At 74.6% G+C, this 24,753-nt stretch carries 21 protein-coding genes and 1 pseudogene; 7 read left to right on the top strand and 15 right to left on the bottom strand.

Annotated elements, in window-relative coordinates; translation table 11 throughout:
* Nucleotides 1-657: 657 nt before the first annotated feature.
* Nucleotides 658-975, top strand: coding sequence for a hypothetical protein (locus tag ACZ6X9_RS22360; protein ID WP_469779746.1), 318 nt, complete (start codon nucleotides 658-660; stop codon nucleotides 973-975).
* A gap of 212 nt (nucleotides 976-1,187) precedes the next feature.
* A pseudogene (locus tag ACZ6X9_RS22355) lies at nucleotides 1,188-1,592 on the top strand (L,D-transpeptidase); the annotation flags it as partial.
* Nucleotides 1,593-1,671: 79 nt separating this feature from the next.
* Here the strand turns inward: ACZ6X9_RS22355 and ACZ6X9_RS22350 are convergent.
* From ACZ6X9_RS22350 to ACZ6X9_RS22335, 4 genes are all read right to left on the bottom strand, one after another.
* On the bottom strand, nucleotides 1,672-2,304 hold the full coding sequence (locus ACZ6X9_RS22350) for a pyridoxamine 5'-phosphate oxidase family protein (RefSeq protein ID WP_469779745.1): 633 nt from the start codon (nucleotides 2,302-2,304) through the stop codon (nucleotides 1,672-1,674).
* A gap of 103 nt (nucleotides 2,305-2,407) precedes the next feature.
* Entirely contained in the window at nucleotides 2,408-3,037 is a 630-nt protein-coding gene (locus ACZ6X9_RS22345; protein WP_469779744.1) for an MBL fold metallo-hydrolase, read from the bottom strand.
* Nucleotides 3,037-4,122: an S-(hydroxymethyl)mycothiol dehydrogenase gene (locus tag ACZ6X9_RS22340; RefSeq protein ID WP_469779743.1), complete on the bottom strand. Its 1,086-nt coding sequence runs from the start codon at nucleotides 4,120-4,122 to the stop codon at nucleotides 3,037-3,039. The genes ACZ6X9_RS22345 and ACZ6X9_RS22340 overlap by 1 nt, the downstream gene beginning before the upstream one ends.
* Before the next feature lie 76 nt (nucleotides 4,123-4,198).
* A complete protein-coding gene (locus tag ACZ6X9_RS22335; RefSeq protein ID WP_469779742.1) occupies nucleotides 4,199-5,425 on the bottom strand; it encodes an MFS transporter in 1,227 nt (408 codons plus the stop codon).
* A gap of 192 nt (nucleotides 5,426-5,617) precedes the next feature.
* Here ACZ6X9_RS22335 and ACZ6X9_RS22330 point away from each other — a divergent pair, with 192 nt between their 5' ends.
* Nucleotides 5,618-6,835, top strand: a complete 1,218-nt coding sequence (locus tag ACZ6X9_RS22330) for an FAD-dependent monooxygenase (RefSeq protein WP_469779741.1) — start codon at nucleotides 5,618-5,620, stop codon at nucleotides 6,833-6,835.
* 341 nt (nucleotides 6,836-7,176) lie between these two features.
* Here the strand turns inward: ACZ6X9_RS22330 and ACZ6X9_RS22325 are convergent, their stop codons facing one another.
* From ACZ6X9_RS22325 to ACZ6X9_RS22295, 7 genes are all read right to left on the bottom strand, one after another.
* Nucleotides 7,177-7,596, bottom strand: coding sequence for a cold-shock protein (locus ACZ6X9_RS22325; RefSeq protein ID WP_469780059.1), 420 nt, complete (start codon nucleotides 7,594-7,596; stop codon nucleotides 7,177-7,179).
* Nucleotides 7,597-7,713: 117 nt separating this feature from the next.
* Entirely contained in the window at nucleotides 7,714-8,643 is a 930-nt protein-coding gene (locus ACZ6X9_RS22320) for a quinone oxidoreductase family protein (protein ID WP_469779740.1), read from the bottom strand.
* Nucleotides 8,644-8,660: 17 nt separating this feature from the next.
* Entirely contained in the window at nucleotides 8,661-9,815 is a 1,155-nt protein-coding gene (locus ACZ6X9_RS22315) for a glycine amidinotransferase (RefSeq protein ID WP_469779739.1), read from the bottom strand.
* 45 nt (nucleotides 9,816-9,860) lie between these two features.
* Nucleotides 9,861-11,162 (bottom strand): preATP grasp domain-containing protein, encoded by a 1,302-nt coding sequence (locus ACZ6X9_RS22310; RefSeq protein ID WP_469779738.1) that lies wholly within the window; start codon nucleotides 11,160-11,162, stop codon nucleotides 9,861-9,863.
* Nucleotides 11,159-11,743 (bottom strand): MaoC family dehydratase, encoded by a 585-nt coding sequence (locus ACZ6X9_RS22305; protein ID WP_469779737.1) that lies wholly within the window; start codon nucleotides 11,741-11,743, stop codon nucleotides 11,159-11,161. Before ACZ6X9_RS22305 ends, ACZ6X9_RS22310 begins: the two co-directional genes overlap by 4 nt.
* 19 nt (nucleotides 11,744-11,762) lie before the next feature.
* The gene (locus ACZ6X9_RS22300) at nucleotides 11,763-13,007 is read right to left on the bottom strand and encodes an 8-amino-7-oxononanoate synthase family protein (protein WP_469779736.1); all 1,245 of its coding nucleotides are present in this window, start codon (nucleotides 13,005-13,007) and stop codon (nucleotides 11,763-11,765) included.
* Entirely contained in the window at nucleotides 13,004-14,137 is a 1,134-nt protein-coding gene (locus ACZ6X9_RS22295) for an HpcH/HpaI aldolase/citrate lyase family protein (protein WP_469779735.1), read from the bottom strand. The genes ACZ6X9_RS22300 and ACZ6X9_RS22295 overlap by 4 nt, the downstream gene beginning before the upstream one ends.
* Nucleotides 14,138-14,448: 311 nt before the next feature.
* On the opposite strand from ACZ6X9_RS22295, the gene ACZ6X9_RS22290 reads away from it, so the two are divergent.
* On the top strand, nucleotides 14,449-16,572 hold the full coding sequence (locus ACZ6X9_RS22290) for an nSTAND1 domain-containing NTPase (protein WP_469779734.1): 2,124 nt from the start codon (nucleotides 14,449-14,451) through the stop codon (nucleotides 16,570-16,572).
* A 650-nt stretch (nucleotides 16,573-17,222) separates the two neighbouring features.
* Nucleotides 17,223-18,449: an FUSC family protein gene (locus ACZ6X9_RS22285; protein WP_469779733.1), complete on the top strand. Its 1,227-nt coding sequence runs from the start codon at nucleotides 17,223-17,225 to the stop codon at nucleotides 18,447-18,449.
* Between the two features lie 130 nt (nucleotides 18,450-18,579).
* Here ACZ6X9_RS22285 and ACZ6X9_RS22280 read toward each other — a convergent pair whose 3' ends face one another.
* Complete coding sequence (locus tag ACZ6X9_RS22280) at nucleotides 18,580-19,464, bottom strand: isocitrate lyase/PEP mutase family protein (protein ID WP_469779732.1); 885 nt, start codon at nucleotides 19,462-19,464, stop codon at nucleotides 18,580-18,582.
* A 373-nt stretch (nucleotides 19,465-19,837) separates the two neighbouring features.
* Nucleotides 19,838-20,380: a DUF4232 domain-containing protein gene (locus ACZ6X9_RS22275; RefSeq protein ID WP_469779731.1), complete on the bottom strand. Its 543-nt coding sequence runs from the start codon at nucleotides 20,378-20,380 to the stop codon at nucleotides 19,838-19,840.
* Nucleotides 20,381-20,839: 459 nt separating this feature from the next.
* Here ACZ6X9_RS22275 and ACZ6X9_RS22270 point away from each other — a divergent pair, with 459 nt between their 5' ends.
* On the top strand, nucleotides 20,840-22,420 hold the full coding sequence (locus ACZ6X9_RS22270; RefSeq protein WP_469779730.1) for a M28 family peptidase: 1,581 nt from the start codon (nucleotides 20,840-20,842) through the stop codon (nucleotides 22,418-22,420).
* 74 nt (nucleotides 22,421-22,494) lie between these two features.
* The gene (locus tag ACZ6X9_RS22265; RefSeq protein WP_469779729.1) at nucleotides 22,495-23,580 is read left to right on the top strand and encodes a branched-chain amino acid aminotransferase; all 1,086 of its coding nucleotides are present in this window, start codon (nucleotides 22,495-22,497) and stop codon (nucleotides 23,578-23,580) included.
* Between the two features lie 43 nt (nucleotides 23,581-23,623).
* Here ACZ6X9_RS22265 and ACZ6X9_RS22260 read toward each other — a convergent pair whose 3' ends face one another.
* Together ACZ6X9_RS22260 and ACZ6X9_RS22255 are read right to left on the bottom strand one after the other, a co-directional pair.
* On the bottom strand, nucleotides 23,624-24,163 hold the full coding sequence (locus ACZ6X9_RS22260; protein WP_469779728.1) for a hypothetical protein: 540 nt from the start codon (nucleotides 24,161-24,163) through the stop codon (nucleotides 23,624-23,626).
* Between the two features lie 76 nt (nucleotides 24,164-24,239).
* On the bottom strand, nucleotides 24,240-24,644 hold the full coding sequence (locus ACZ6X9_RS22255) for a hypothetical protein (protein ID WP_469779727.1): 405 nt from the start codon (nucleotides 24,642-24,644) through the stop codon (nucleotides 24,240-24,242).
* Nucleotides 24,645-24,753 lie beyond the last annotated feature (109 nt).

Here is a 24,753-nt window from a genome sequence, read left to right as displayed (position 1 = left end):
TCTCGCCGGGGAGCTGCTTGCCCGGCGAGTGTACATACCAGTAGGTACAGTGGGCTGACGGGGTGTCGGCAAGAACCACCCGGGCGCGGGCGACTTCCACCACGGCGAGATGGAGATGCGCCGCCACGCCGGGAACGGACGGACGGCCGGCGCGCCCTGCTCCTCCTCTGCCGGGCCGTCTCCGGCTACGCGCCGCGCGCCGGTCGGACCCTGCTCCGGCCGGTGGCCACGGCGGTGGCCACCGTCGCGGCGGCGGCCCTGTGGGGCATCCCACCGCGGCCGCAGCGGCCCGCCGTCGGGGCCGCGTCCGCCGCTCGGGCCGCCGCCGTCCGGGCCGCACCGGAGCGGCCGGTGGTGGGCGACCGGCTGGAGACCTCCGTACGGACGGTCCTGAACACCGTCGCCCTGCGCTCCGCCCCCGCGGACCTCACCTCGTCGGCACCTGCGTCGACGGGACGTTCCGGCTGGTCGCGCCCGTCCTGCGGGGCCTCGCCACGGTCGCCGTCCGCAACCGGGTGCGGCGGTGAACGCGACGCCGGCGCCCGTCCCCCGCGCGGCGGGCCGTTGACACCGGACGTGTCGTGTGCCCGGCGGCGTCGTTGAGGGCGGTGAAGTCATTCCGGACTCATCACCCACTATCAGGAGCAAGGACCGCAGATGCGTCTCTTCCGCCCGATCGTCGTCGCACTCGCCGGACTCGCGCTCGCCATGGCCGGACCCGTGGACGCGGCGGTGGCCGCGAAGGGCCCCTTCACCTTCCTGGGCCCCGGGGACAGGCCGTTCTACGTCGAGAACCCGCCGGACAACCGCTGCTACACCATGAGTCAGGAAGTGCACGGCGCGCACAACGGGACGGGTTCCCCGGCCACGATCTACAGCGGCAAGAAGTGCACGGGCACGGCCGTGCGGCTCGCCCCGGGGCAGCGGGCGGAGCACAAGGCGACGTTCTCCAGCGTCCGCTTCGGGGGCCGCTGACCGGAGGCCGCCGAACGAGGGCGCGGGAGAACCGGTTTCCGCCGGAAGTGACGCGTGGGATATGCAACCAAGTGAGGCCGTCGGTGGTCTTACGGTTCATGACAATGAAACGCACCTCTCTGCGGACCCGGCTCGGGGTCGTGCTGGGCGCCGCCGGGCTGGCCGTCCCGCTGGCCGTGGCCACCGGCGGGGCCGCCGAGGCGGCTCCCGCCAAGGCCCCGGCCAAGGCGCCCGCCAAGGTCTCCTGCCCGACCGACAAGGGCCGCATCGCCTGCGTCGACCTGACCCGGCAGGTGAGCTGGATACAGGACGGCAAGAAGATCAAGTACGGCCCGGTTCACATACGTTCGGGCAGAAAGGGCTTCGCCACGCGCACCGGCCTCAAGAAGGTCTACTGGCGCGACAAGAACCACCGCTCCTCGCTGTACGACGTCAGCATGCCGTACAGCCAGTTCTTCGACGGGGGCCAGGCGTTCCACGCCATCAGCGGCAGCGTCTACTCGCCGCCCGGCTCGCACGGCTGTGTCAACATGCGGATGAAGGACGCCCAGGCGTACTGGAACCTGCTGCACAAGGGCGACGACGTCTTCGTCTACGGCCGCAAGCCCGGCACCTGACGGACCGGCGCGCCGCCGGGCCGGGCCGCGGGACACCCCCGGCCCGGCGGCGCGCCCGCCGGCGGCCGTCTCGGCCGTCTCAGCCGTAGAGGTGGTCGGCGTATCGCGGCCCGTAGTAGCGTTCCAGTTCCTCCAGGGAGTCCTCGGGCCGCTCCAGGGCCTGGGCGATGCGCGCCCGGGACGGCACCTCGTCCGGCCGCCAGGTCTCGGGCTTCCACAGGTCGGAGCGGAGGAACGCCTTCGTGCAGTGGAAGAAGACCTCCTCGACCTCGACCAGCAGGGCGAGGACCGGGCGGTGTCCCTTGACCGTCATCCGGTCGAGGAAGGGCGCCTCCCGCACCAGCCGGGCCCGGCCGTTGACGCGCAGGGTGTCGCCGCGGCCGGGCACCAGGAAGATCAGGCCGACGTGCGGGTTGGCCAGGATGTTGCGGAAGCCGTCCGCCCGCCGGTTGCCCGGGCGTTCGGCGATCGCGAGCGTGGTGTCGTCCAGGACGAGCGCCAGGCCGCCGGCCGGGTCGCCCTTGGGGGAGACGTCGCAGTGGCCGTCCGCGTCGGAGGTCGCCACCAGGCAGAACGGCGACCGTTCCAGCCATCGCCGGTCGATGTCGCCCAGTCGGTCGCGGGCCTTGTCGCGGACGCGCGGGAGCGGTTCCCCGAGCAGGTCGGTGAGTTCACCGGGTTCGGTGATCTCGACCAAGTCCGTCATGTCCATGGTGGTTCCCCCTGTTCCGCGGCAGCCCGCGACGTCTTCGATTTCCCGGGCGTGCGGCCGGCCTTCGGGACCGGACGGCCGCACACACCCCGCACCCCGCCGCTCAGTGGCCGCGGGCGATCCACTCCTCCAGATGGGGCGCCTCCGCGCCGATCGTCGTCGTGTCGCCGTGGCCCGTCCGGACGACCGTTGCCGCGTCCAGGGGCAGCAGCCGGTCGCGGATCGACGCGACGATGGTCGGGAAGTCGGAGAACGACCGGCCGGTGGCGCCCGGGCCGCCCTGGAACAGGGTGTCCCCGGTGAACACCGTGTCCAGCTCCGGCGCGTGCAGGCAGACCGCGCCCGGCGCGTGCCCCGGCGTGTGCAGCACGGTGAGCTCCGTGCCCGCCACCCGCAGCACCTGCCCGTCCGCCAGCTCGCCGTCCGGGGCGCGGTCCGGGTGGGTGCGGTCCCACAGCGGCCGGTCGCCGGGGTGGAGCAGGACGGGGGCGCCGGCGCGGTCGGCCAGGGCGGGGGCCGCGTTGACGTGGTCGTCGTGCGCGTGGGTGCAGACGACGGCGAGCAGCCGGCGGTCGCCCAGCGCACGGGCGATGGCGTCGGCGTCGTGTGCCGCGTCGATGACGATCGCCTCCCGGTCGTCGCCCACGATCCACACGTTGTTGTCGACGTCCCACGTGCCCCCGTCGAGGGAGAACGTCCCCGAGGTGACGAGGTGGTCGATCCGGGCCGCCATCAGAACACCACCACCGAGCGCAGCACGTCGCCCTGGTGCATCCGGTCGAAGGCCTGCTCGACGTCGCCCAGGCCGATGGTCTCGGTCACGAAGGCCGCCAGGTCGAGCCGGCCCTGGAGGTGCAGGTCGACGAGCATGGGGAAGTCCCGGGAGGGCAGGCAGTCGCCGTACCAGGAGGACTTCAGGGCGCCGCCGCGGCCGAAGACGTCGAGCAGCGGCAGGTCGATGCGCATCTCGGGGGTCGGGACGCCCACCAGGACGACCGTGCCGGCCAGGTCGCGGGCGTAGAACGCCTGCTCGTACGTCTCCGGGCGGCCGACCGCCTCGATGACCACGTCGGCGCCGAACCCGCCGGTCAACTCGCGGATCGCCTCGACCGGGTCCGCCGTGCGCGAGTTGACGGTGTGGGTGGCGCCCATGCGCAGGGCCGTCTCCAGCTTGCGGTCGTCGATGTCGACGGCGATGATGCGCGCCGCCCCGGCGAGCCGCGAGCCGGCGATGGCCGCGTCGCCGACGCCGCCGCAGCCGATGACGGCCACCGAGTCGCCGCGGCCCACCCCGCCGGTGTTGATGGCGGCGCCGATGCCCGCCATCACGCCGCAGCCGAGCAGCCCGGCGACGGCCGGGGAGACCTCGGGGTTCACCTTGGTGCACTGGCCGGCGGCGACCAGCGTCTTCTCCGCGAACGCGCCGATGCCCAGGGCGGGCGTCAGCTCGGTGCCGTCGGTGAGGGTCATCTTCTGGCGGGCGTTGTGCGTGGCGAAGCAGTACTGCGGGCGGCCGCGCCGACAGGCCCGGCACTGTCCGCAGACGGCACGCCAGTTGAGGACGACGAAGTCACCCGGCGCCACCTCGGTCACGCCCTCGCCGACCGCCTCGACCACGCCGGCCGCCTCGTGGCCCAGCAGGAACGGGAAGTCGTCGTTGATGCCGCCCTGCTTGTAGTGCAGGTCGGTGTGGCAGACGCCGCACGCCTGCACCTTCACCACGGCCTCGCCGGGCCCCGGGTCCGGCACCACGATGGTCTCGACCCGCACCGGCTGGTTCTTCCCCGGCGCCACCACGCCCCGGACTTCCTGTGCCACGGCACTGTCCCTTCCTTGATCATTACGTCTCGGACCACTCTCGCGCACCACGGCGCCCGGCGTCCAACGACGCGGCTCACGCCTCGCGAGGCAGGCGGCGTGCCGCGTCGGGTGCCCCGCCGGACGCGCGGGGCGCCTCCGGCGCGTCGGGCTCGCGCAGTCGGCGCAGCAGCAGCCAGCCGACGGCGGGCAGCGCGATCAGCGGCGCCAGGGCGACCCGCAGCGACGCGGCGTCGGCGAGGGTGCCGACGAGTGGGCTCGCGACACCGCCGACGCTGACCGCCAGCCCGAGGGTGACGCCGCTCGCGGTGCCCACCCGGCGCGGCAGGTAGTCCTGGCCGAGCGTGACGTGCAGGGAGAACGGGACGTACAGCGCGGCCGAGGTCAGGGCCACGAACAGGTAGAGCGCCGGGCCGGGGACGAGGACCACGCCGGCCACCGCCGGGACCGCCAGGGCGTAGGACCAGCGGACGACCGTGACCCGGCCGTACCGCCCGGCCAGTCTCCCGCCCGCCACCGTGCCCACCGAGCCGCCGGCGTACAGCACGAACAGCGCGGCCGTACCGGCCAGTTGCCCCCAGCCGGTGCGCTGGCGCACATGCAGCGAGACGAACGCGCTCAGGCCGACGAAGACGACCGAACGGCACATGACGGCCCCGGTCAGCCGGCCGAACGACGCCCAGTCGTCCCGGCCGGCCGGGCGGGACGCGTTCCGGGGCCCCGCCGCGTCCCCCGGCGCGCGGGCCGTGCGCAGCGCCGCCGCGCACAGGACCGCGCCGACGACGGCCGGGAGGACCAGCAGGGGCGTCGCCCGCAGGCCGCCGGTGGCGACGACGGCGGAGACCAGCAAGGGGGCCGCGGCGAAGCCGAGGTTGCCGCCGAGGGAGAACCAGCCCATCGCCACATGGCTGCCCGCGCTCGCCCGGCGCGCCACCCGGGCGGACTCGGGGTGGTAGGCGGCCACCCCGATCCCGGACACGGCGACGGCGGCCAGCGTCAGCGCGTACGAGCCGCCGAGGCCGCTGAGGGCGACGCCCGACCCGGCCAGCAGGGTGCTCACCGGCAGCAGCCACGGCATGGCCCACCGGTCGGTGAGCGCCCCGAACAGCGGCTGCACCACCGACGACAGCAGCGAGGCGGCCAGCACGACGCCCGAGGCGGCGGCGTAGGTGTAGGCCCGCTCGGAGACGAAGAACGGCACCAGGGCGGCCACCGCTCCCTGGTAGACGTCCACGCAGGCGTGCCCCGAGGACAGCAGGGCGATCGGGCGGTTGCGAGGGATGACGGATCGATTCTTCGGCACCCCCCGATCGTGACGGCTCCCTCACACGTCCCGCTTCCGATAATGTGCCAACTCCTGTCGGAAACCCGCCACGTTCGGACCGGTCCGGCGGCTGATCGTCCGGAACCCGACCCGTGCGCGTCCCCCGGACCCCTGGGTAGGCTCGGCGTCCGGGCGGGACGCGGACCGGACCGCCGGGCGGGAGGGGGGACCATGGCCGGAAGACGGCTCCGGATCGCCGTCGTCGGCGGAGGGATCGGCGGGCTGGCCGCCGCCGTCGCACTGCGGAGGAGCGGCGTCGACGCCGTCGTCCACGAACAGGCGCCGGAACCGACGGCCACCGGCGCCGGAGTCGCGATCGGCGCCAACGGCCACCGCGTACTTCGCTCCCTGGGCGTCGACGGGCCGCTCGTGGCGACGGCCGTCGCCCCGCTGCGCGTCGAGTTCCGGCACTGGTCCACGGGCCGGACGGTCGCCCGGCTCGGGATCGCCGGCAGCTACGAGCGCCGGTTCGGCGCCCCCTTCTGGCACCTGGAACGCTCCGCCCTCCAGGACGCGCTGCTCGCCGCCGCCGACGGGGTACCGGTGCGCTTCGGCGCCCGCTGCGCCGGCGTGGAGCAGACCCCCGACGGCGCCGTCGTCCGGTTCGCCGACGGCTCGGCGGCCGAGGCGGACGCCGTGGTCGGCGCGGACGGCATCCACTCCGTCGTCCGGGACGCCGTCTTCGGCCCCGACGAGGCGGTCTTCTCCGGCACCAGCGGCTACCGCGCCCTCGTCCCCCTCGGCCACCTGTCCGGCCTCCCCGAACTCGCCGAACCCGTCCTGTGGCTGTGGGTCGGACCGGGCCGGCACGTGGTGGTCTACCCGGTCGCGGGCGGACGCCTGCTCAACCTCCTGGCGGTCGTCCCGGACCCCGCGTGGACCGTCGAGTCCTGGGTCACCGAGGGCCGGACGGCCGACCTGCTCGCCGCCTTCGACGGCTGGCACCCGGCCCTCACCCGTCTGCTGGCCGCCGTCGACCGCCCCGGCCGCTGGGCGCTCTACGACCGCGAGCCGCGGCGCGTCTGGACGCACGGCCGGGTGACCCTGCTCGGCGACGCCGCGCACCCCATGCTGCCCCACCACGGGCAGGGGGCGAACCAGGCGCTGGAGGACGCGGCCGTCCTCGCCGCGCTGCTGGCCGGGGCGGCACCGGACGAGGTGCCCGCCGCCCTGCGCCGTTACGAACTGGCGCGCCGCCCCAGGACCCGCGCCATCCAGGCCGGTTCGCGGCAGAACGCGGCCTGCCTCCACCTCCCCGACGGCCCCCGGGCCGCCGCGCGCGACGCGGACCTCGCCGGGCTGCCCGACCGCCTCGCCTGGATCCACGGGCACGACCCCGTCGGGGCGGCGGTCACCGCGCGGGAGGACGCCGCTCCGGCGCCGGGCTGAGCCCGTCCGCTACCCGGCGGCCGTGACGTGGAGGAAGCAGTCGTACGCGGCCGGGTCGAAGACGAGCCCGGCCGTGCGCTCCAGCGCGGCCCGGTGCGCCTCCTCCAAGGGCTGCACGCCCACGAACCGCTCGACCGGGATCCCGAACGGAGCGGCGAGGAACCCCGGGTCCGCGTCCGGGAGTTCCCTGTCGGCGGCCGGAACGTCGTCCCCCTTCGCGAAGGCCGTGACGGTGTGGACGGCAGGGGCGCCGGGGTGGGGCGAGGTACTGGTGGCGCTGGTTCCTTCGGCGGTACGGGTGGGCCGGCGCCGCCTTTCCGGTGACGCGGCCCGGTCCGTGATCAGGCCTCGACCCAGCCGTGGTGGGCGGCGAGGCGGACGAGGCGGCGGCGGACGAGGAGGATCTGTTCCGCGGTCATGGCGGGGGCGGCGGTTAGGAGGAGTTCGGTGACCTCGTCCGTGAACTCCTTGGCGGACAGCACGTCGCAGTCGCCGTCGTCAGCCGCCGGGCCGGGCACGGAGTCCTCCGCCGGAGCCTCGGCCGGGCGGCCGGACGCCCGGTCCAGCAGGCGGACGCGGGACGCCTTGAGCCCCCGCTCGCCCTCTTCCACGGCGAATTCGACGACAGCACCGGGGACGATCAGGCGCTTGTCCGCCTGAACGTCGTTGACGTGCACGAACACGTCCTCACCACCGGTGTCCGGGGCGACGAACCCGTACCCCCGGAATTCGTCGAAGCGGATTATCCTACCCGTGACCACAGACAATTCCCCACCTACACCGCGTGCCATCACGGCCCTGTCGCGGGCCCGTCGGGACCTTACCCAGCGCCGGAGCGCGACACAATCCCCGTGTCAACACCGCACCCCGTCCCCAGGTCACCACTCCGCCGCCCGGACGTCGACCAGCACCTTCCCGGCCGTCTCCCGGGCCGCGACGGCCTCGTGCGCGCGGGCCACACCGGCCGGCGGCACGACCCGGTCGACGTGCGGGACCAGCCGCCCCTCGCCGGCGAGGGCGAGGACCCGCCCGGCCACCTCCGCGAACAGGCCGGGCGTGTCGAGGACTTGCTGCATCCACAGCGTCACCACGCCGAGGGAGCGCCGGGTGAGCGCGTCCACCGCGACGACGGCCGGTTCCTCGCGGTGGCCGATGGAGACCAGCCGGCCGAACGGGGCCAGGGCGGCGAGCGCCGCCGCCACGCGCGGGCCGCCCAGCGAGTCCAGGTAGAAGTCCACACCGTCCGGAAGGAGCGCCGGCAACTCCTCGGGGCCCTCGACCGCGTGGTCCGCGCCGAGCCGCCGGACGAAGTCCCGCTTGGCCGCCGACGACGCCGTCCCGGCGACGACCGACGCGCCGAGGACGCGGGCCAGTTGGACCGCCAGATGCCCGACGCCGCCGGCGGCGGACGCCACCGCCACCCGTTCCCCCGGCCGCAGCCGGCCGGCCGTGACCAGGGCGGCGTACGCCGTGCAGCCCTGCTCGACCAGGGCCGCCGCCGTAGGATCGTCGATGCCGTCCGGGAGCTCCACGGTGTACGCGTCCCTGGCCACGGCCACCTCCGCGTAACCGCCCCCGTCGCGCAGCAGCGCGGCCACCCGCCGCCCGTCCCGCCGGCGGACGCCGACGACCTCCGCGCCGAGGACCGCCGGCAGCCGCGGCGGCCGGTAGATCCCCGCCCGTACCTCCAGGTCGCCGTAGTTGACCCCGGCCAGGACCACGTCGACCACCGACTCGCCCGGACCGGCGGCCGGCTCCGGGAGTTCCGCCGTCTCCAGCACCTCCGGCCCGCCGAAGCGACGCAGCACCACCGCCCGCATACCGCTCAGCCCCCCAGGTAGTCCTCGGGCGCGGAGCCCTCCCGGACCGTGTCGAGGGTGAAGCAGTGCAGGCCGCCGCCGAAGAGGCGGCGGTGGCGGTGGCGCACCGGCACCACGGTGAAGCGGTGCGCCTCCAGCGTCCGGATCAGCTCCGGGCAGGCGGAGTTGACGAGGACGGTGTCGGGGGCGACGGAGAGCACGTTGAGGTCGATGTAGCGGCTGGTGAGCAGCAGGTCCTCGTCGTCGTACACGGGGAACTGGTTGTCCTCCGGCTCGGGCGGGAAGATCATGTCCCAGGAGCGGAGCTGCTTCGGCAGCCGCTCGGCGATCTGCGGGGTGCGCACCAGCAGCAGCCCGGGGCGGAGCGCCAGCACGGTGCTGTCGATGTGGCTGTCGCACAGCGAGTCCAGCCGGTGCACCCGGAACCGCCCCTCCAGGTGGCGCTCCAGCCAGTCGCAGCCGAGGGCGTGGTTGGCGGTGGAGACGTTGACGAAGACGTCCCGGCCCAGCCGCAGGCACTGCGCCCCGTCGATCATCATCTCGTACCCGACGTCGTACGGCGACGGCCGCGGATCGGTGATGGGCTCCATCAGCTCGCCGGGCGCGGTGTGCGCCGTGACGTAGGACAGGTCGAAGGAGGCGTCGGTCATCAGCGGCCGGGGCATCACCGTCCAGCGCGCGCCGCGCCGGAAGTAGTGGGCGAAGACCGGCTTGAGCAACTGCGTCTCGAAGTAGCGGGCGCGCACCTGCGGGGCCGTCTCGATGACCTCGTCGCCGAAGACGATGCTGTTGTCACGGACGTTGAGCGCCGGGATGACGGCCGCGCGGAAGGTGGGCGTGCGCACCTCGACGTTCTCCGCGAGCGGCGCGGGCCGGTGCACGGTGACGCCGAGGGAGACGAGGGTCTCCACGATCCCCTCGACGTCCTCCTGGAGCTCCTCGATGTAGCGCCGCTTGATCGGGCTGCGCCGGGCACCCGTGTCGGTGCTGTCGTCCTCACCGGGCGCCCGGTGGCGCGGGTAGTACATCCGGCTGTACGGCATCTCGTCGTGGAAGAACAGGTCGAAGGACAGCTCACGCTCGTGGGAGGAGTAGTTCTCGGCCGAGCCGACGACCACTTCACGCAACGGGGACCAACTGTCATAGCTGTTCAGGGACATGCTGCGGCCTTTCGGTCCGGGCGAGGGGGCAGGGGTGCGGGAGGGTCAGACGCGGGCGCCGGCGAACGCCGGCAGGGACGCCCGGACGGCGTGCGCGGCGGCCCGGTCGGGGGCGATCACGCAGGGGACCACCGTGCCGTCGGCCGGGACGAAGTCGCCGACGAGGACGACGCCCGTGCGGGAGACGGGGTCGAAGGCGAGCCCCGCGCGCTCCAGCGCGCCGAGGGCGGCGGCGAACGACGGCACGGGCCAGGAGCCGGTCTCCAGGAGGACCCGCCGGGATCTCAGAGGCGCGCCGACCAGCCGGCCGGCGAGCGCGGTGTGCAGATGCGACGAGCCGGTGAGCCGGCCGTTGGCCTCGGTGAACAGCAGCTCGCCCGCCGGAGTGCGGACGGCGTCGGCGCTCAGCGTCCCCCGGTAGCCGAGGGCCCGGTACGCCTCGCACAGGCGCCGGCCGCCGGTGATCAGCCGGTCGAGGACGGCCGGCGGCAGCGCGGCGGGCACCGTCTCGCCGACCACCACGGGGTCCATCAGCATCTCGCCGTGGCCCGACAGGGCGACCCCGTCGTCGCCCACCTCGAACTCGGCGTACACCGGCGTCGATTCGGGGTGGTACCGCTCGACGACCACCGGGTGCCGTCCGCCCGACGACAGGTGGTCCCAGCGGCCGGCCACGTGCTCCCCGGCGGCGTCCGGTCCGGTCAGGACGACGGCGCGGGGCGCGCCCAGGGGGCGGACGGCCGGGTCGGTGGTGAGGATCTCGTTGCCGAGCCCGCCGGAGTGGAACGCCTGCTTGAGGACGGCACAGTGGCCCGCGGCGAGCAGGTCCGCCGCCGCTCGTCCCGCCGTCACCGCGTCGCCCGCCACCGTGCCGGCCGCGACCGGCGTACCGGTGCCCGCCGCCACCGCGCGGAAGGCGGCCTTGCTGTTGACCAGGGCGCTGCCCCCCTGGGCGTGGAACGCCCAGCCGGGCAGCGCCCGTTCGGCGCCGAGCCGGCGGGCCAGGTCGGTCACGCCGGTGTCGGCGTACACCGGCACCAGCCGGTCGACGGCCCGGCCGGCCAGGGCCGCGCGGACGGCGGCCACCGTCGCGTCGGGCAGGGTGCCGGTGGGCGGGAGGTCGGCGGTGACGACGGTGAGGGTGGTCCGGCCGGTGCCGGTGAGGCCGGTGACGTGGTCGGCGTAGGCGGCGTCGGGCGCCTCGGGCAGCAGCAGGACGTCGCCGTCCCGGGCCCACCAGAGCAGGCGCTGGGCGCCCCGGGCCGCCCGCCGCCGCCTCTCCGGGGTGCCGTCCGGGCCGCCGGCCATCTCGGCGGCCCGGTTGTTGCCGACGAGCAGGGCCGTCATCCGTCCCTCCGCGGAACGGCCCGGGGTACGGCCCGCGGAACGGCCCGCGGCGCGGCGGCGGGGGCGTCGGGCTCGTGGTCGCGGCAGGGCACCAGGAAGCTGCGCTCGAAGACGAGCACGACCTCGCCGGTGGACTTGGTGCCGGTCGTCCGGCAGGAGACGATGCCCTCGCCCGCCCGGCTGCGGGAGAGCCGTTTGCCGAGGATCTCCGTACTGGCGTACAGGGTGTCGCCGGCGAACACCGGGTTGGGCAGCCGGATGCGGTCCCAGCCCAGGTTGGCCAGGGCCTTGCCGCTGGTGGAACGGGCCGTCATCCCGCCGACGATGCTCAGGGTGACCAGGCTGGAGACCAGCGGCCGGCCCCAGGGGGTGTCCGCGCAGTAGGCGGCGTCGATGTGCAGGGGCGCGTCGTTCATCGACAACGTGCTCATCAGGACGTTGTCCATCTCGGTGACCGTCCGGCCGGGCCGGTGCTCGATCACGTCGCCGACGGTGAACTCCTCGTAGAGGAAGCCCACCACTTCCCGGTAGTGCTGTGGTCCCAGCCGCTCGTAGCCGCTGGGCGGGGCGTCGTCCGCCATGGGTGCGTACCGTCCGTTCTCAGTGCGTGGTGGTGAGGTCCGTGGCGGTGAGGTCCTTGATGTGGCCGATGAACTCGTCCAGTTTTTCCCGGGACAGGTCGGCGCGGATCATGATGCGCAGGCCGGCCTCGCCCTTGGGGACGATGGGGAAGAACACCGCCGAGCAGTAGAAACCGCGTTGGAACATCTCGCCGGACAGCTTCACGGCCGCCTCCGGCTCGCCGACGGTGATGCGGCGCACGGGCAGCCCGTTTCCGGCGAAGGAGGTGGGGAAGGCGCGGTCGAAGTGGTCGATGTTCTCCTGGAGACGGCGCTGGAGGACGCCGAGTTCGGGGGAGCGGTGGATGGCGGCCGACGCCAGCGAGGCGCCGACGACGGGGAAGGACATGTTCTGCGACCAGCCGACCGGGCCCGCGTGCCGGTGCAGGAACTCGAACATCTCCCGGCTGCCCAGCATCGCGATGCCACCGGCAGTGCCGAAGGCCTTGCCGAGGCTGGCGGTGATGACGGTCAGCTCGTTCATCTCCAACTGGGAGCGGGCGAAGCCCTCTCCGTGCTCGCCGAGGATGGAGAGCGAGTGCGAGTCGTCCAGGTAGAGGAAGAGGCCGTACCGCTCCTGGAGCCGCCGCAGCCCGTCCAGGGCCGCCGCGCCACCCATGGAGTACGCGCCGTCGGCGACGTAGGCGACCCGCGGATACGTCCGGCAGATCTCCTCCAGCCGGTCGAGGTCGTTGTGGTCGCAGGTCAGGACCAGGCTCTCGTCACCGCAGACGGGCTTCATGTACGACATGCAGAAGTGGCAGAACCGGTCGAAGACCATCACGCGCGGCTGTCCGTCGGACAGATGGCCCGACGCGATCAGCGGCAGGATGCCGGCGGTGAGGGCGCTGCACGAGGCACCGGGCAGGGCGTGGCAGCCGAAGAGGTCGCCGAGCTCCTCCTCCAGTCGGGCGAGCAGCCGGTGCCGGACCCGGGTGGTGGGCATGACGAGGGAGGTGGCGCCGGTCTCCCGGAGGGCCTCGATCGCTCCCTCCACCACGGCGGGATGGTGGTTGAGCCCCAGGTAGGAGCACGAGCACATGTTGACGAACGCGTGCCCGTCCGGGGTGACGAGGTGGTTGTTGGCGTCGGGGGAGTCGGCGACGACGCCGATCAGCCCGGCCTGGGCGGCGCCCAGCCAGGCCGGGTCGGCCGCGCGGATCATGGTGGCGCTGTTGCGGTAGCGGTGCGGTCCGGTGATGCCGGGCGGGGGGTTCTCGGTCACTGTTCCCTCTCCTGCGTCGCGGTGGTGGAGCGCGGGGCGTCGGGGTACGGGTGGGGGGCGGCCCGGGCGGGGGCCGGAACGGCCGGCGGCCGGGTGGCGGGGACGACCGGCGGCCGGACGGCCGGGGCGGTCGCTCCCACCGGCCTCGCGGGCGGCGCGGACGAGCCCGGCGTATCGTTTCCTCCCGGCGGCGGACCGGACGGGTCCGGCGTGCGGTTCCCTCCCGGCGGCGGTTCCGACGGGTTGGGTGCGCCGTGCCGTCCCGGCGGCGGTCCGGACGGGCGCGGCGATCCGTCGCCGAACTCCTCGACCAGCCGCTGCGCCGCCTCGAAGAACGGGATGCCGATCATCATGCCGTCGACCACGGTGATGTCCCGGCCGTTCTCCCGGCCGGCGGCCACGATCCGGCGGGCGCGGCCGAGGGTGACGGCGTCCGGGGAGAACGCCTCGTTGATCAGCGGGACTTGGCGGGGATGCACGGCGATCTTGCCGCTGAAGCCCATGTCCTTGGCGCGCGCCGCCTCGCCGCGCAGCGCGCCGTCGTCGTGTACCTCGAAGAACGGCGCGTCCATCACCTCGATCCCCGCCGCCCGTGCGCTGTTGACCAGCACGCCCCGCGCGTGGGCCAGGGCCTCCCAGGTCAGCCGGGCGCCGGTGGCGAAGGCGTAGTCGGCCGAACCGAAGACCAGGGCCCGCAGCCTGGGCGAGGACGCGGCGATGCCGGACGCGTGCTCCAGGCCGCGCGGCGTCTCCACGACGGCGATGAACTCGGTGTGGGGGCACTCCGGCCCCAGCACGTGCTCCACTATCTCGACGTCACGGCGCGACTCCACCATGGGGATCAGGACGAGCGGCGGCTTGACCGCGTACTGGCGCAGGGCCAGCAGGTCGCGCAGGCCGTCCGGCCCGCTGATGGAGTTGATGCGTATCGCGCACCGGGTCGCGGCGGCGGTCGGGAGGGTGAAGAAGCCCTCGGCCCGTCTCCTCGCCTCCTCCTTGCGCGCCGGCGGAACGGAATCCTCCAGATCAACCATGGAGATGTCGGCGCCGGAGCGGTGGCCGGCGGCGTAGCGGTGGACGGCGGTGGCGGGAGTGGAGAGCAGGGACCTGCAGTACCGCGAGTACTTCATGGGATCTCCGACGAGGGCCGGCGGAAGAGAGCAGGGCACGGCGGCGTCGTGATCCGCCCCCGCGGTTCCATGCCTACCGCACCCGGGCTGTTCAAGACCGTTCCCCGTGCTGCGAACAACAACTCCGAACAACGCCGAACAATCGGGATTGGTCATTCCCGACCGGACTGTCACTGTCGAATTGACGGAAATCAGAGTGTTGTTGGCCATTGCCGGGCCGTTACCGTAAGGGTCACCGCTCGTTCGGCTCGCTCGCGCCGCCGCCCCACCCCCGGCCCGGCGCCGGGCGGCACGGCTGGAAAGGCAGGGCAGTGGCACGGCGCGAACGGCCCCTGGACCCGGGTGACAGCCCCCTGCTGCGCTTCGCCGCGGACCTGCGGGCCCTGCGCGAACGGGCCGGCAGCCCCACCTACCGCCGGCTCGCCCTCCTCGCCCACTCCTCGGCGGCCAGCCTCTCGGTGGCCGCCGGCGGCCGCAGGTTCCCGACGCTCGCCGTCACCAGCGCGTACGTCCGTGCCTGCGGCGGCGACGTGGGCGAGTGGGAGGACCGCTGGCACGCCGTGGCCGCCGCCCTCGCCCGCCGCAGGCCGCCGCCCTACACCGGACCCGCCGCGTACACGGCGGCGGACGGCGACCGCTACTTCGGCCGCGAGCGCCTGGTGGACGCGGCGCTGGAGCGGTTACGCCGGGACCGCATCGTCGTCGTCACCGGCGCCTCCGGGGCGGGCACCACCTCGCTCCTCCAGGCCGGCCTCAGCCACCGGCTCGCCACCACTGGGCATCCGCCCACCGTCGGTACCTTCGTCCCCGGTCCCGACCCCGCCGCCGAACTCGCCCGCTGCCTCGCCCGGCTCCCCGGCCCCGACGCCGTCCTCGTCGTCGACCAGTTGGAACGGCTCCACCCGCCGGGACCGGCCCCGGCCGGACGTCTTCACTCCGCCGCATCGCCGGACCTCCGCCGCCTCCTCGACGCCCTGCACGCCGCTCCCTGCCGACTGGCGATCGGCCTGCGTACCGACCTCCACCACCGCCTCACGGACCACCCCCTGCTGGCCCGTCCGGCGCTGACCGTGGCCCCGCCGTCCCCCGAGGAACTCACCCGTGTCGTCACCGAACCGGCGGCCGCGGCCGACTGCGCGGTCGAGGACCGCCTGCTCGCCGTCCTCGTCGCGGGCGCCCACCGGCAACCCGGCGGCCTCGCCCTGCTCTCCGCCGCCCTCCTCGCCACCTGGCGGCACCGGGACGGCGACCGGCTCACCCTCGCCGGCTTCCACGCCGCCGGCGGCTTCGAGGCGGCCGTCACCGAGGGCGCCGAGGCGGTCTGGGCCGAACTCGCCGACGGCCCGCGGCGACGCGCCCGGGAGATCCTGCTGCGCCTGACCGAACCCGGCGACGACGGCGTGCCGCGCGCCCTCGACCGCCGCGAACTCGGCGACGACCCCGGCACGGCCGCCGTCCTCGAACGGCTCGCCGCCGCCCGGGTACTCACCCTCGACCACGACCGGGCCGTCCTCGCCCACACCGCCGTCCTCCAGGGCTGGCCCCGGCTCGCCGCCTGGACGGCCGAGAACCCGGAGGCGCTCGACCGCGCCCGCCGACTGGCCCGGGCGGCCCGCGCCTGGAAGGAGTCCGGCCGCGACCCGGCGGCGCTCTGGCGAGGACGACGGCTCGCGGGGGCGGGGACCGGCGTCGTCTCCGGTGCCGGGGGCGGTGAGAGCGCCGGGGGTGAGGGCGGGGCCGGGGTGGGCGCCGAGGTTGAGATCGGGGCCCGGGGTGAGGGCGGGACCGGGGGCGGTGTCGAGGTTGAGGTCGGGGGTGGGGGTGTGGCCGGGTTTGGGGATGGGGCTGCTGTCGGTGTCGAGGTTGAGGTCGGGGGTGGAGGTGAGGGCGGGACCGGGGACGGTGTCGGGGCTGTGGTCGAGGGCGGGGATGTGGCCGGGTTCGGGGACGGGAGTGCCGTCGGTGTCGAGGCTGTGGTCAAGACCGGGGGCGGTGTCGAGGCTGAGGTCGGGGGCGGGGACGGGGGCGCCGTCGGCGTTGAGGCCGAGGTCGGGGACGGAAGTGCGGCCGGGATCAGGGTCGGGACCGCGGCCGGGGCCGAGGCCGGGGGCGGGACCGCGCTCGGCGCCGAGGACGGGATGGAGGCCGGGGCCGTGACGGGCGCCAGGTGCGGGCCCGACGGGGAAGCCGTGCCCGTTGCCGAGTCCCGGTCCCAGGAGGTCCCGGCCGGCCGACCGGCGACGGCGTACCCGCCGAGCGGCCCGGAACGCGAGTTCCTCGCCGCCTGCGCGTCGGCCGAACGCGCCCGCCGCCTCCAGGACGCGGTCCGCGACGCCCGACTGCGCACTCAGCGCCGCCTGATCGCCTTCCTGGCCGGCCTCCTGATCTCCGTCTCCGCCCTGGCCGCCGTGATCCTCCCGCTCGCGGTCCGCTGACGGACGGAACCCGGTGGGGCGTCCGACGGCCGTCGTCGTCCGCTTGCGAACGGCCCGCGCCACCGCGCCTCCGGGGCGGCCGTGCCCGTTACCACCGGACGGCTTGTGCCCGCCCGGACGCCCCGTCAGAGGGTGGCCGCGTCCCGCACCTGTTCGGACGCGGGCTTTTCCATCCCGTTCCGCCTTGACGGATCCGCCCTGAAGGATCCGCCCGGCGGCCGTCCGGCCGGCCGCGGGGCCACCGGCGACAGGCCAGGGGTTCCGCCTCGCCGGCACCGCGATACCGTCGCGAGGCCTCGAACGTTCGTCTGGGTTCGTCTGGGCTCGTCCGCCCCGTCCGTCTGACGAAGCCTCACCGACGGACCCGTCCGGCGGCCCCCTGGCCGGGCCGTACGACGGCCGACGGCAAGCTGCCACCGCCGCACCGCCGCACCGCCGCGAGGTCCCGAATGCCGGACCCGCCGGAGCAGCGCGCCCGGGCGCATCGCCCTTCGTGACGGCCGGGCCGGGTCGCGGCCGGGCCCCCGCCGTACCGGTCGCCCGCCACCGGCGACACACGCCGCCGTACGGCGCAAGAGCACCCCGCGACCACCCGGGTGGCGTGCCTCACCTCGGGGTCTGCCGCGCGAGTGATCGGGAAAGCGTCTACGGTGCGTGATCTTCCCGAACCTCTGACGACCCTGGTCCGACGCGGCAGAGAGCCCGCCGTCGCGCAGACGGTGCGGTCCACGGCCGCCGCCGTCATCGCGTACGCGGTGGCGCTGACGCTCAGCAAGGAACCGGCGCCGCTCACCGCGCCGCTGACCGCCCTGCTCGTCGTCCAGGTGACCCTGTACTCCACCCTGACCACCGGTATCCGCCGGGTGAACTCCGTCGTCGCCGGCGTCATGATCGCCATCGGCTTCAGCGTCCTGGTCGGCCTCACCTGGTGGAGCCTGGGACTGATCATCCTGGCGTCACTGGTCATCGGGCGCTTCGTCCACGTCGGGGAGTTCGTCCCCGAGGTGGCGATCAGCGCCATGCTCGTCCTCGGCGTCACCCGGGTGGCGGAGACCGCCTGGGACCGGGTCCTGGAGACCGTGATCGGAGCCGTCGTCGGACTCCTCTTCAACGTGCTGCTGGTACCGCCCGTCTGGGTGGAGCCGGCCGGCGACGCCATCCAGGACCTGGCGCGCCGGATAAGCGGACTCCTCCGCCACCTCGGCTCCGAGGTGGGCCGGCCCACCCCCGTCTCGGAGGCCGCCGCCCGGCTCCATGAGGCGCGCCGGCTCGACCACGACGTCGCCCAGGTGGACGTCTCCCTCCGGCAGGCCGAGGACAGTCTCCGGCTCAACCCCCGGGTCAAGGAGGGCCTGCTCTCCCGGATCGTGCTGCGCACCGGGCTGGACGCGCTGGAGATCTCCGCCGTCGTGGTCCGGGTGATGTGCCGGTCCCTGACCGACCTGGCGCGTGAGCGCACCGACGAGCCCCTCTTCCCCGAGGACGTCGCCGCCGCGCTCACCGACGTGCTGCACCACCTCGCCCGCGCCCTCGAGAGCTTCGCCGTGCTGATCACCAGCCAGGTGAGCGCCAACGCGGAGGAGGCCGAGTCCCGGCTCGTCGAGGATCTGGCCATCGGCCGGGAGAGCCGCGACCGGGCCGCCCACCTGCTGCTCGACAAGGTCCGCGAGCACCCGGGACAGTGGCAGCTCCACGGCTCGCTGCTCGCCGAGATCGACCGCATCCTCGACGAACTCGACGTGGAGAAGCGCACCGAGCGGCTGACGGAGGAGCTGGACCGGCACTCCCGGGCGTCCCGGGACCGCTGGCCGCTCCTCCACCGGCTCAAGCGGCGGATCGTCCGCAGCCGCTTCGGCAGCCGCAGCACCCGCGGCTGACGGTTCGTGGGCTGGGGGCCGGGGGCCGGGCGCCGGAGTCCTTAAGCCCGGCCCGTGGATGCTGGATACAGGCCGGGGTCCGTCCTGCCGCCCGGCGGCGCGACGGACCCCGGCGTCCCGCGAGCCCGGGTCAGCCGACGGCCACCGGCTCCGGCTCCGCCTCCCCGGTCCGCTCCCGGTCGTGATGGCGGGAGATGTTCCTCTCCAGCAGAGACAGGCAGTCGGCCACCCCCACCGACTCCGGGGTGAACTCGGGCAGCCGCCCGTCGTCCCGCTTCAGTCCGGTCAGCGCCTCGTCCATCGCCGTCTGGGCGGCGAACAGGCAGGGGGTGCTGTAGATGGCGACGTCCACGCCCAGCGCCGACAGCTCCGGCAGCGACAGCCGCGGCGACTTGCCGCCCGCGATCTGGTTGAACAGCAGCGGCTTGTCGCCGATGACGTCGCGCACCTTGCGGATCCGGTCGACGCTGCGTACCCCGTCGACCAGGATCACGTCGCAGTCGGTGGCCGCCAGCGCCTTGGCGCGCCGCAGGATCTCGGGTTCCTCCGTGGCGTCGGTGCGGGCCACGACCACCATGTCGCGGCGCGCCTCCAGCACCATGGCGAGTTTCTCCAGGTACTCCTCCAGCGGGAGGATCAGCTTGCCGTCCACGTGCCCGCAGCGCCGGGGCCGCTTCTGGTCCTCCAGGATCACACCGGACGCGCCGACCTGCTCCAGCGAACGCACCACGTGGCAGGCGGTCTCGGGGTCCACGTAGCCGTCGTCGATGTCGACGAGCAGGTGCTGCGCGGGGAACGCCTGGCGCAGCCGCTGGACGAAGCCGACGAGGTCGGGCCAGGCGATGAACCCGATGTCGGGCAGCCCGTAGTGGGAGGCGGCGAAGCCGAAGCCGGAGACGAACATGCCGTCGTAGTGCCGGGCCGCCACGGAGGCGGAGAACATGTCGAAGACGCCGATGAGCGGGGTGGTGCCGTCGGCCGCTATCGCGGCGCGTAGCCGATTCGGGTGGTTCACGGTACCCTCCGGGTGAGTTGGGCAACGCGCCGCCGACCGCTGCCGCCAAGCTCGTGACCGGCTGTGCGCGTTCGCTGACCAGGACCCGGGTGTCCGCCGTGGGAAGACGGCGTACCCCGGGTCTTCTGTTTGCCGCTGGTGCTGGTGGCGCTGTCCCGTCGCGTCCGTCGCATGGAGTGAACGGCGGTGCGGGGGAGGGGAGTCGGGGCCCGCTCGGGCGGAGTGGCGCCCCGCACTTCCGGTCCGGAGGCTAGTCAAGTGTTGGTCATGAAGCAATCAGGGAAAAGTAAAGTCCCGGGTGATGCGACGCTTTTGCGCCGAACGGCGCGCGCATCGCCCGGGACGATGTGTTCTCCCCCGCCTGGGGTGGCGTTCAGCCGCGGACCGGCACCTTGTGCGCCACGGCGGTGACGTGCAGCTCGCCCTTGTCCACCAGGTCGCCGAGGGGGACCGCCTGATGGGTCCGCGCGGCGGGCGGCGTCACCAGCAGGTACGTACCCTTGCGGGCGTCCGTGCCGGAGTGCGTCCAGGCGACGTTGGCCTGACCGGCCTCGCCGGGCTTCAGGTATATGAGCTTGTTGCCCGGGTCGTCCGCGTACCAGGTGCTGCCCCACACCGTGCGCGAGGGCAGCGCCTTGCGCTGGGAGTCCGCCAGGCCCAGGCCCGGGTAACCACGCAGCGCGCACGTCCGGCGGCCGGTGTTCTTCAGCTCCAGCGTGCCGCCGGCGTGGTTCATCCCGCCGCCGAGCCGCTCGGCGAATGAAATCCGCAGGTCGGAGGTGCCGCACGTCGGTGTGGCCGGCGCTGTCTTCGTCCCCGTACCGTCCGGGACGGCACCGGCCGTCCCGGCGGCGGTGAGCGCGATCCCCGCGGCGGCGGCGACCCCCACGAGGCGTGTGGCGGTGAGGCGTTTCACGAGCAGTCCTCTCCTTGAGTTTTCCCCTGAGTTTCACGTGCTGTCATGCTCGCTGCGCCTACCCGTCACCTGCGCCCCCCGAACGCGCCGGAGCGTACGGAACGCGCCACCCGGCACCGTCCGGCGCCGCTCGGTCATGCCCGGCCGGGGACGGCCAGCGACGGCCGGCGACGGTCGGGCGCGAGGTGAACGGGATGTTCCGATTCTCACGGCCCTTCCGAAGGCGGTCAATCGGCGAAACGGAGGGCGCGGAGCGGCCGTTCGGGCCTGTCGGACATCGGCCCGAAACCGCCGTTCGTCCTCTTGCGCGCCCCGGCGGGCGCGTTAGGCTGCCCCGCCACACCAGGTGCGGACCGGACGGGTATCGGGGGACTCCAGATGTCTTTGCGACGGATGTCATCGCGACGGATGATGCGGCGGACGGTTCCCGGTGCCCAACGAACAGCACCCGCCGCCCCGGTGTCCCCCGAGGCGTCCGGCGCCCGTCCCGTCCCCGACCGCCCGGCGCGCGCCCGGTGGCGCGCGGCCCTGGCTCGTACGCCCTTCCCCACGCCCTTCCGGGCCACGGCCCCGGCCCGCGTCCTGGCCTGCGCCGCGCTCCTGGCGGCCACCGCCGCCGCCCCCGAGGCCGTCGCCGCCCCGGCGTCCGCCGCCGGTCCGGCCGCCGCCAGCCGTCCGGCCGGACCGGCGGCGGACGCCGAGCGGCTGGCCGGACGGCTAGCGGCGGAGGTCACCGCGGCCGGGGCCTGGCGCCACCTGGAGGCGTTCCAGCGCGCCGCCGACGACCACGGCGGCGTCCGCGCGGCCGGCACCGAGGGGTACGACGCGTCGGCCCGCTACGTCACCCGGCGGCTGACCGAGGCCGGCTACCGGGTCCGCGTCCAGCGCTTCTCCTTCCCCGACAGCGTGCCCGTCGCCCAGACGGCCGAGGTCACCGCCCCCGCCCGGCGCACCCTGCACCCGCTGCTCGCCCGCTTCTCGCCCGCCACCCCGGACGGCGGGTGGCGCGGACGCCTGGCCGTCCTGCCGGGGAACGCGTCCGGCTGCGACGCCGCGGACTACACCGCGGACGTCCGCGGCCGCGCCGTCCTCGCCCGGTACGGCGGCTGCGACCTGGCCCGCAAGACCGAACTCGCCGCCGGGGCCGGCGCCGCCGTCCTGCTGGTGAACGTCGACCAGCAGCCGGCGGAGATGAACATCCGCTCCACCGTCCGGCCGCCCGCCGTCGCCCGTGTCCCCACCGCCAACCTGCCGCGCGGCGAGGCGGAACAGCTCGCCGCGGACGCCGCCCGCGGGCCCGTCGAGCTCTTCCTCGACCTGCGCGGCCGGGCCGTCACCACCGACTCGTACAACCTCCTCGCCGACACCCCCACCGGCCGCGCCGACCGCACCGTCGTCCTCGGCTCGCACCTGGACAGCGCCACCGAGGGCCCCGGCCTCAACGACAACGGCAGCAGCGCGGCCATGGTCCTGGAGACCGCCCTGCGGCTCGCCCCGCACAGCGGCGAGGTCCGGAACCGGGTGCGGTTCGCCTTCTGGGGCGCGGAAGAGGAGGGCATGATCGGCTCGGGTCACTACGTCGACGGGCTGAGCGCCCAGGAGCGCCGGGAGACCGCGCTCGTCCTCAACTTCGAGACCATCGCCTCACCCAACTACGCCCGGATGGTCTACCACGGCACCGGCGCCGTGCCGCCCGGTACCGATACCGTCGAGAAGGTCTTCACCGACCGCTTCGCCCGGCGCGGACTGCCCACCGTCCCGCTGGAGTTCGACGGCCGGTCCGACTTCGCGCCGTTCATGGCCGCCGGCATCCCCGCCGGGGGCGGCTCCGCCGGCTACAACCACCTCAAGTCCCCCGAGTGGCAGCGGCTGTTCGGCGGCACCGCCGGACAACTCACCGACCCCTGCTACCACCAGACCTGCGACACGCTCTCCCACCTGGACCGGACGATCCTCGGCCAGTTCGGCGACGCGATGGCCTGGGCGACGGGCCGCTTCGCCGTGGACGTCTCCGACGTCGGGGCCGCCCGCGCCCGCTGAGCCACCGCACGCCCGGTCCGCCCGCCCCCGACCGCGCCTACCATGGCGGGACCGCCCAGCGTGAGGAGCCGGCCATGAGCACCGCCTTCCCCCTGACCCGGACGACCCGTCCCGTCCCCGCGGCCGAGCGCGCCGCGCGGCTCGCGGCGCCGGGCTTCGGCCGGTACTTCACCGACCACATGGCCACCGCCACGTGGACGCGGGACGGCGGCTGGCACGACCGCGGCATCGGCCCGCTCACGCCGTTCACCCTGCACCCCAGCACCGCCGTCCTGCACTACGCGCAGGAGATCTTCGAGGGGCTGAAGGCCTACCGGCACGCCGACGGCAGCGTCTGGCTGTTCCGTCCGGAGGCCAACGCCCGCCGCTTCGCCCGCTCCGCGCGGCGGCTCGCCCTGCCCGAACTGCCCGAGGAGGACTTCCTCGCGAGCGTCGGGGAACTGGTCCGGGCCGACGAACCCTGGGTCCCCGTCCCCACCGGTGAGGAGAGCCTCTACCTGCGCCCCTTCATGTTCGCCTCCGAGGCGTTCCTCGGCGTGCGCCCCACCGCGGAGGCCCGCTACTCGGTCATCGCCAGTCCGGCGGGCCCCTACTTCCCCTCCGGCGTCACCGGCGTCACCCTCTGGATCAGCAGCCGCTACACCCGCTCATCCCCGGGCGGCACCGGCGCCGCCAAGTGCGGCGGCAACTACGCCGGCGGCCTGGCCGCCCAGATCGAGGCCCAGCGCAACGGCTGCGACCAGGTCCTGTTCCTGGACAGCGCGGGCCGGGGCACCCTCGAGGAGTCCGGCACCATGAACCTCTGCCTGATCACCTCCGACGACGAACTCGTCACCCCGTCCCTCGGCACCATCCTGGAAGGCGTCACCCGCGACACCGTCCTCACCCTCGCCCCGGACCTCGGCCTCACCCCCGTCGAACGGACCGTCACCCTCGACGAACTCCGCACCGCCGCCGCCGACGGCCGCATCACCGAGGTCTTCGCCGCCGGCACGGCCGCGGTCGTCACCCCCATCGTCGGCTTCAAGAGCGACGACCACACCTTCCCCATCGCCGACGGCACCCCGGGAAAGAAGACCCTGGCCCTCCGCGAGCACGTCCTGGACATCCAGTTCGGCCGCACGGAAGACCGCCACGGCTGGCTGCACCGCGTGACCTGACCCCCGCGCGACGGGCCGCGAGCGGGGGCGCTGCGCGCCCGGGTCACTCCCCGCGGACGGCCTGTACCCCCTTGCGGCAGCCGCGGGTCCAGGCGTCCGGGTAGGCGGTGCCGGCCTGGTGGGCGCGTTTCTCGCAGCCGCCCCAGACGACCTCGCGGACGGCCGCGCCCTTGCCGCGGGCCTCCAGGACGTCCCGGCCGGTGTCGAAGCCGTCGTCGTAGGCGGACTCTGAGGTCTCCTCGTCGGCTTCTCCGTCGTCCTCGTCCTCGGCGTCGGGGTCCGCCGCCTCGTCGTCCTCGGCGTCGTCGGGGATGTCGTCGCCGGCGCCCTCGTCGTCCTCGTCGAGGGTGTCGTCCGCCTCTTCGTCCGCGTCCGCGTGGGTGGGTGTCGCGTCGGCGCTTGGGGTCGCGCCGCCCGTCGTGCCGGGGCGCCGGAGGTCGTCGCGGGGGCCGTGGTCGGTGCCGCAGGACGTCAGGAGGAGGGAGGAGGCGGCCACCGACACCAGGAGAACGGGCAGTGTCCGGCGCGGACGCCGGGCGGGAGGAGCCGGGGGGCGGTCCTCGGGAACCGTCTGTTGTGCCATGCGACGTACGGTACGGGGTTCCGGGCGTCCGCCGCTCCGGGCGTCCGCCGCTCCGGCCGTCCCGCGGCGGGCCGGTTCAGCCGGCGGACGAGGCGCCGGTGACCGGCGTCAGCAGGAGGCGGACCTCCAGCTCGTGCTCGCCCGGGACGGTGCCGTGCTCCTCGACGCCGAAGGCCCCGGCCAGCTCGTCCCGCACCTGCCGCACGGGCTGGGCGGCGCCGAAGAGGTCCACGGTCACGGGGGCGTCGAGCGGGACGGGGCCGGGGTCGGTGCGCGGCCGGCGGGCGCGGGTGTCGACCACCGTGCACCAGACGACGGGCTTGCCCGGCGCCGTCCCCCGGCCCTCGCTCCGCTCGGCGAGCACGGTGCCGGGGGAGGTGGGGAAGGCGGCGTCGAGGGCGGCGATGACCGCGTCGGCGGTCTCCCGGCCGCAGTTGGTCAGATGGACGCTGACGTGATCCGCGCTGTCCGGGTTGGTCACCGGGAGCTCCTTTGCGTCGTGCCGTCGTGCCGTCGTCCGCCGTCGGCTGCTGCCGCCTCGCCGGGCCTCGGCTCGACCGTACGGGACGGCCGGGCGCCCGGCACGCCGG

Source organism: Streptomyces sp. NPDC052910 (assembly GCF_055585605.1).
Note: the sequence above shows the minus strand (reverse complement) of the source record. Positions and strands in the feature narration are given on the sequence as shown.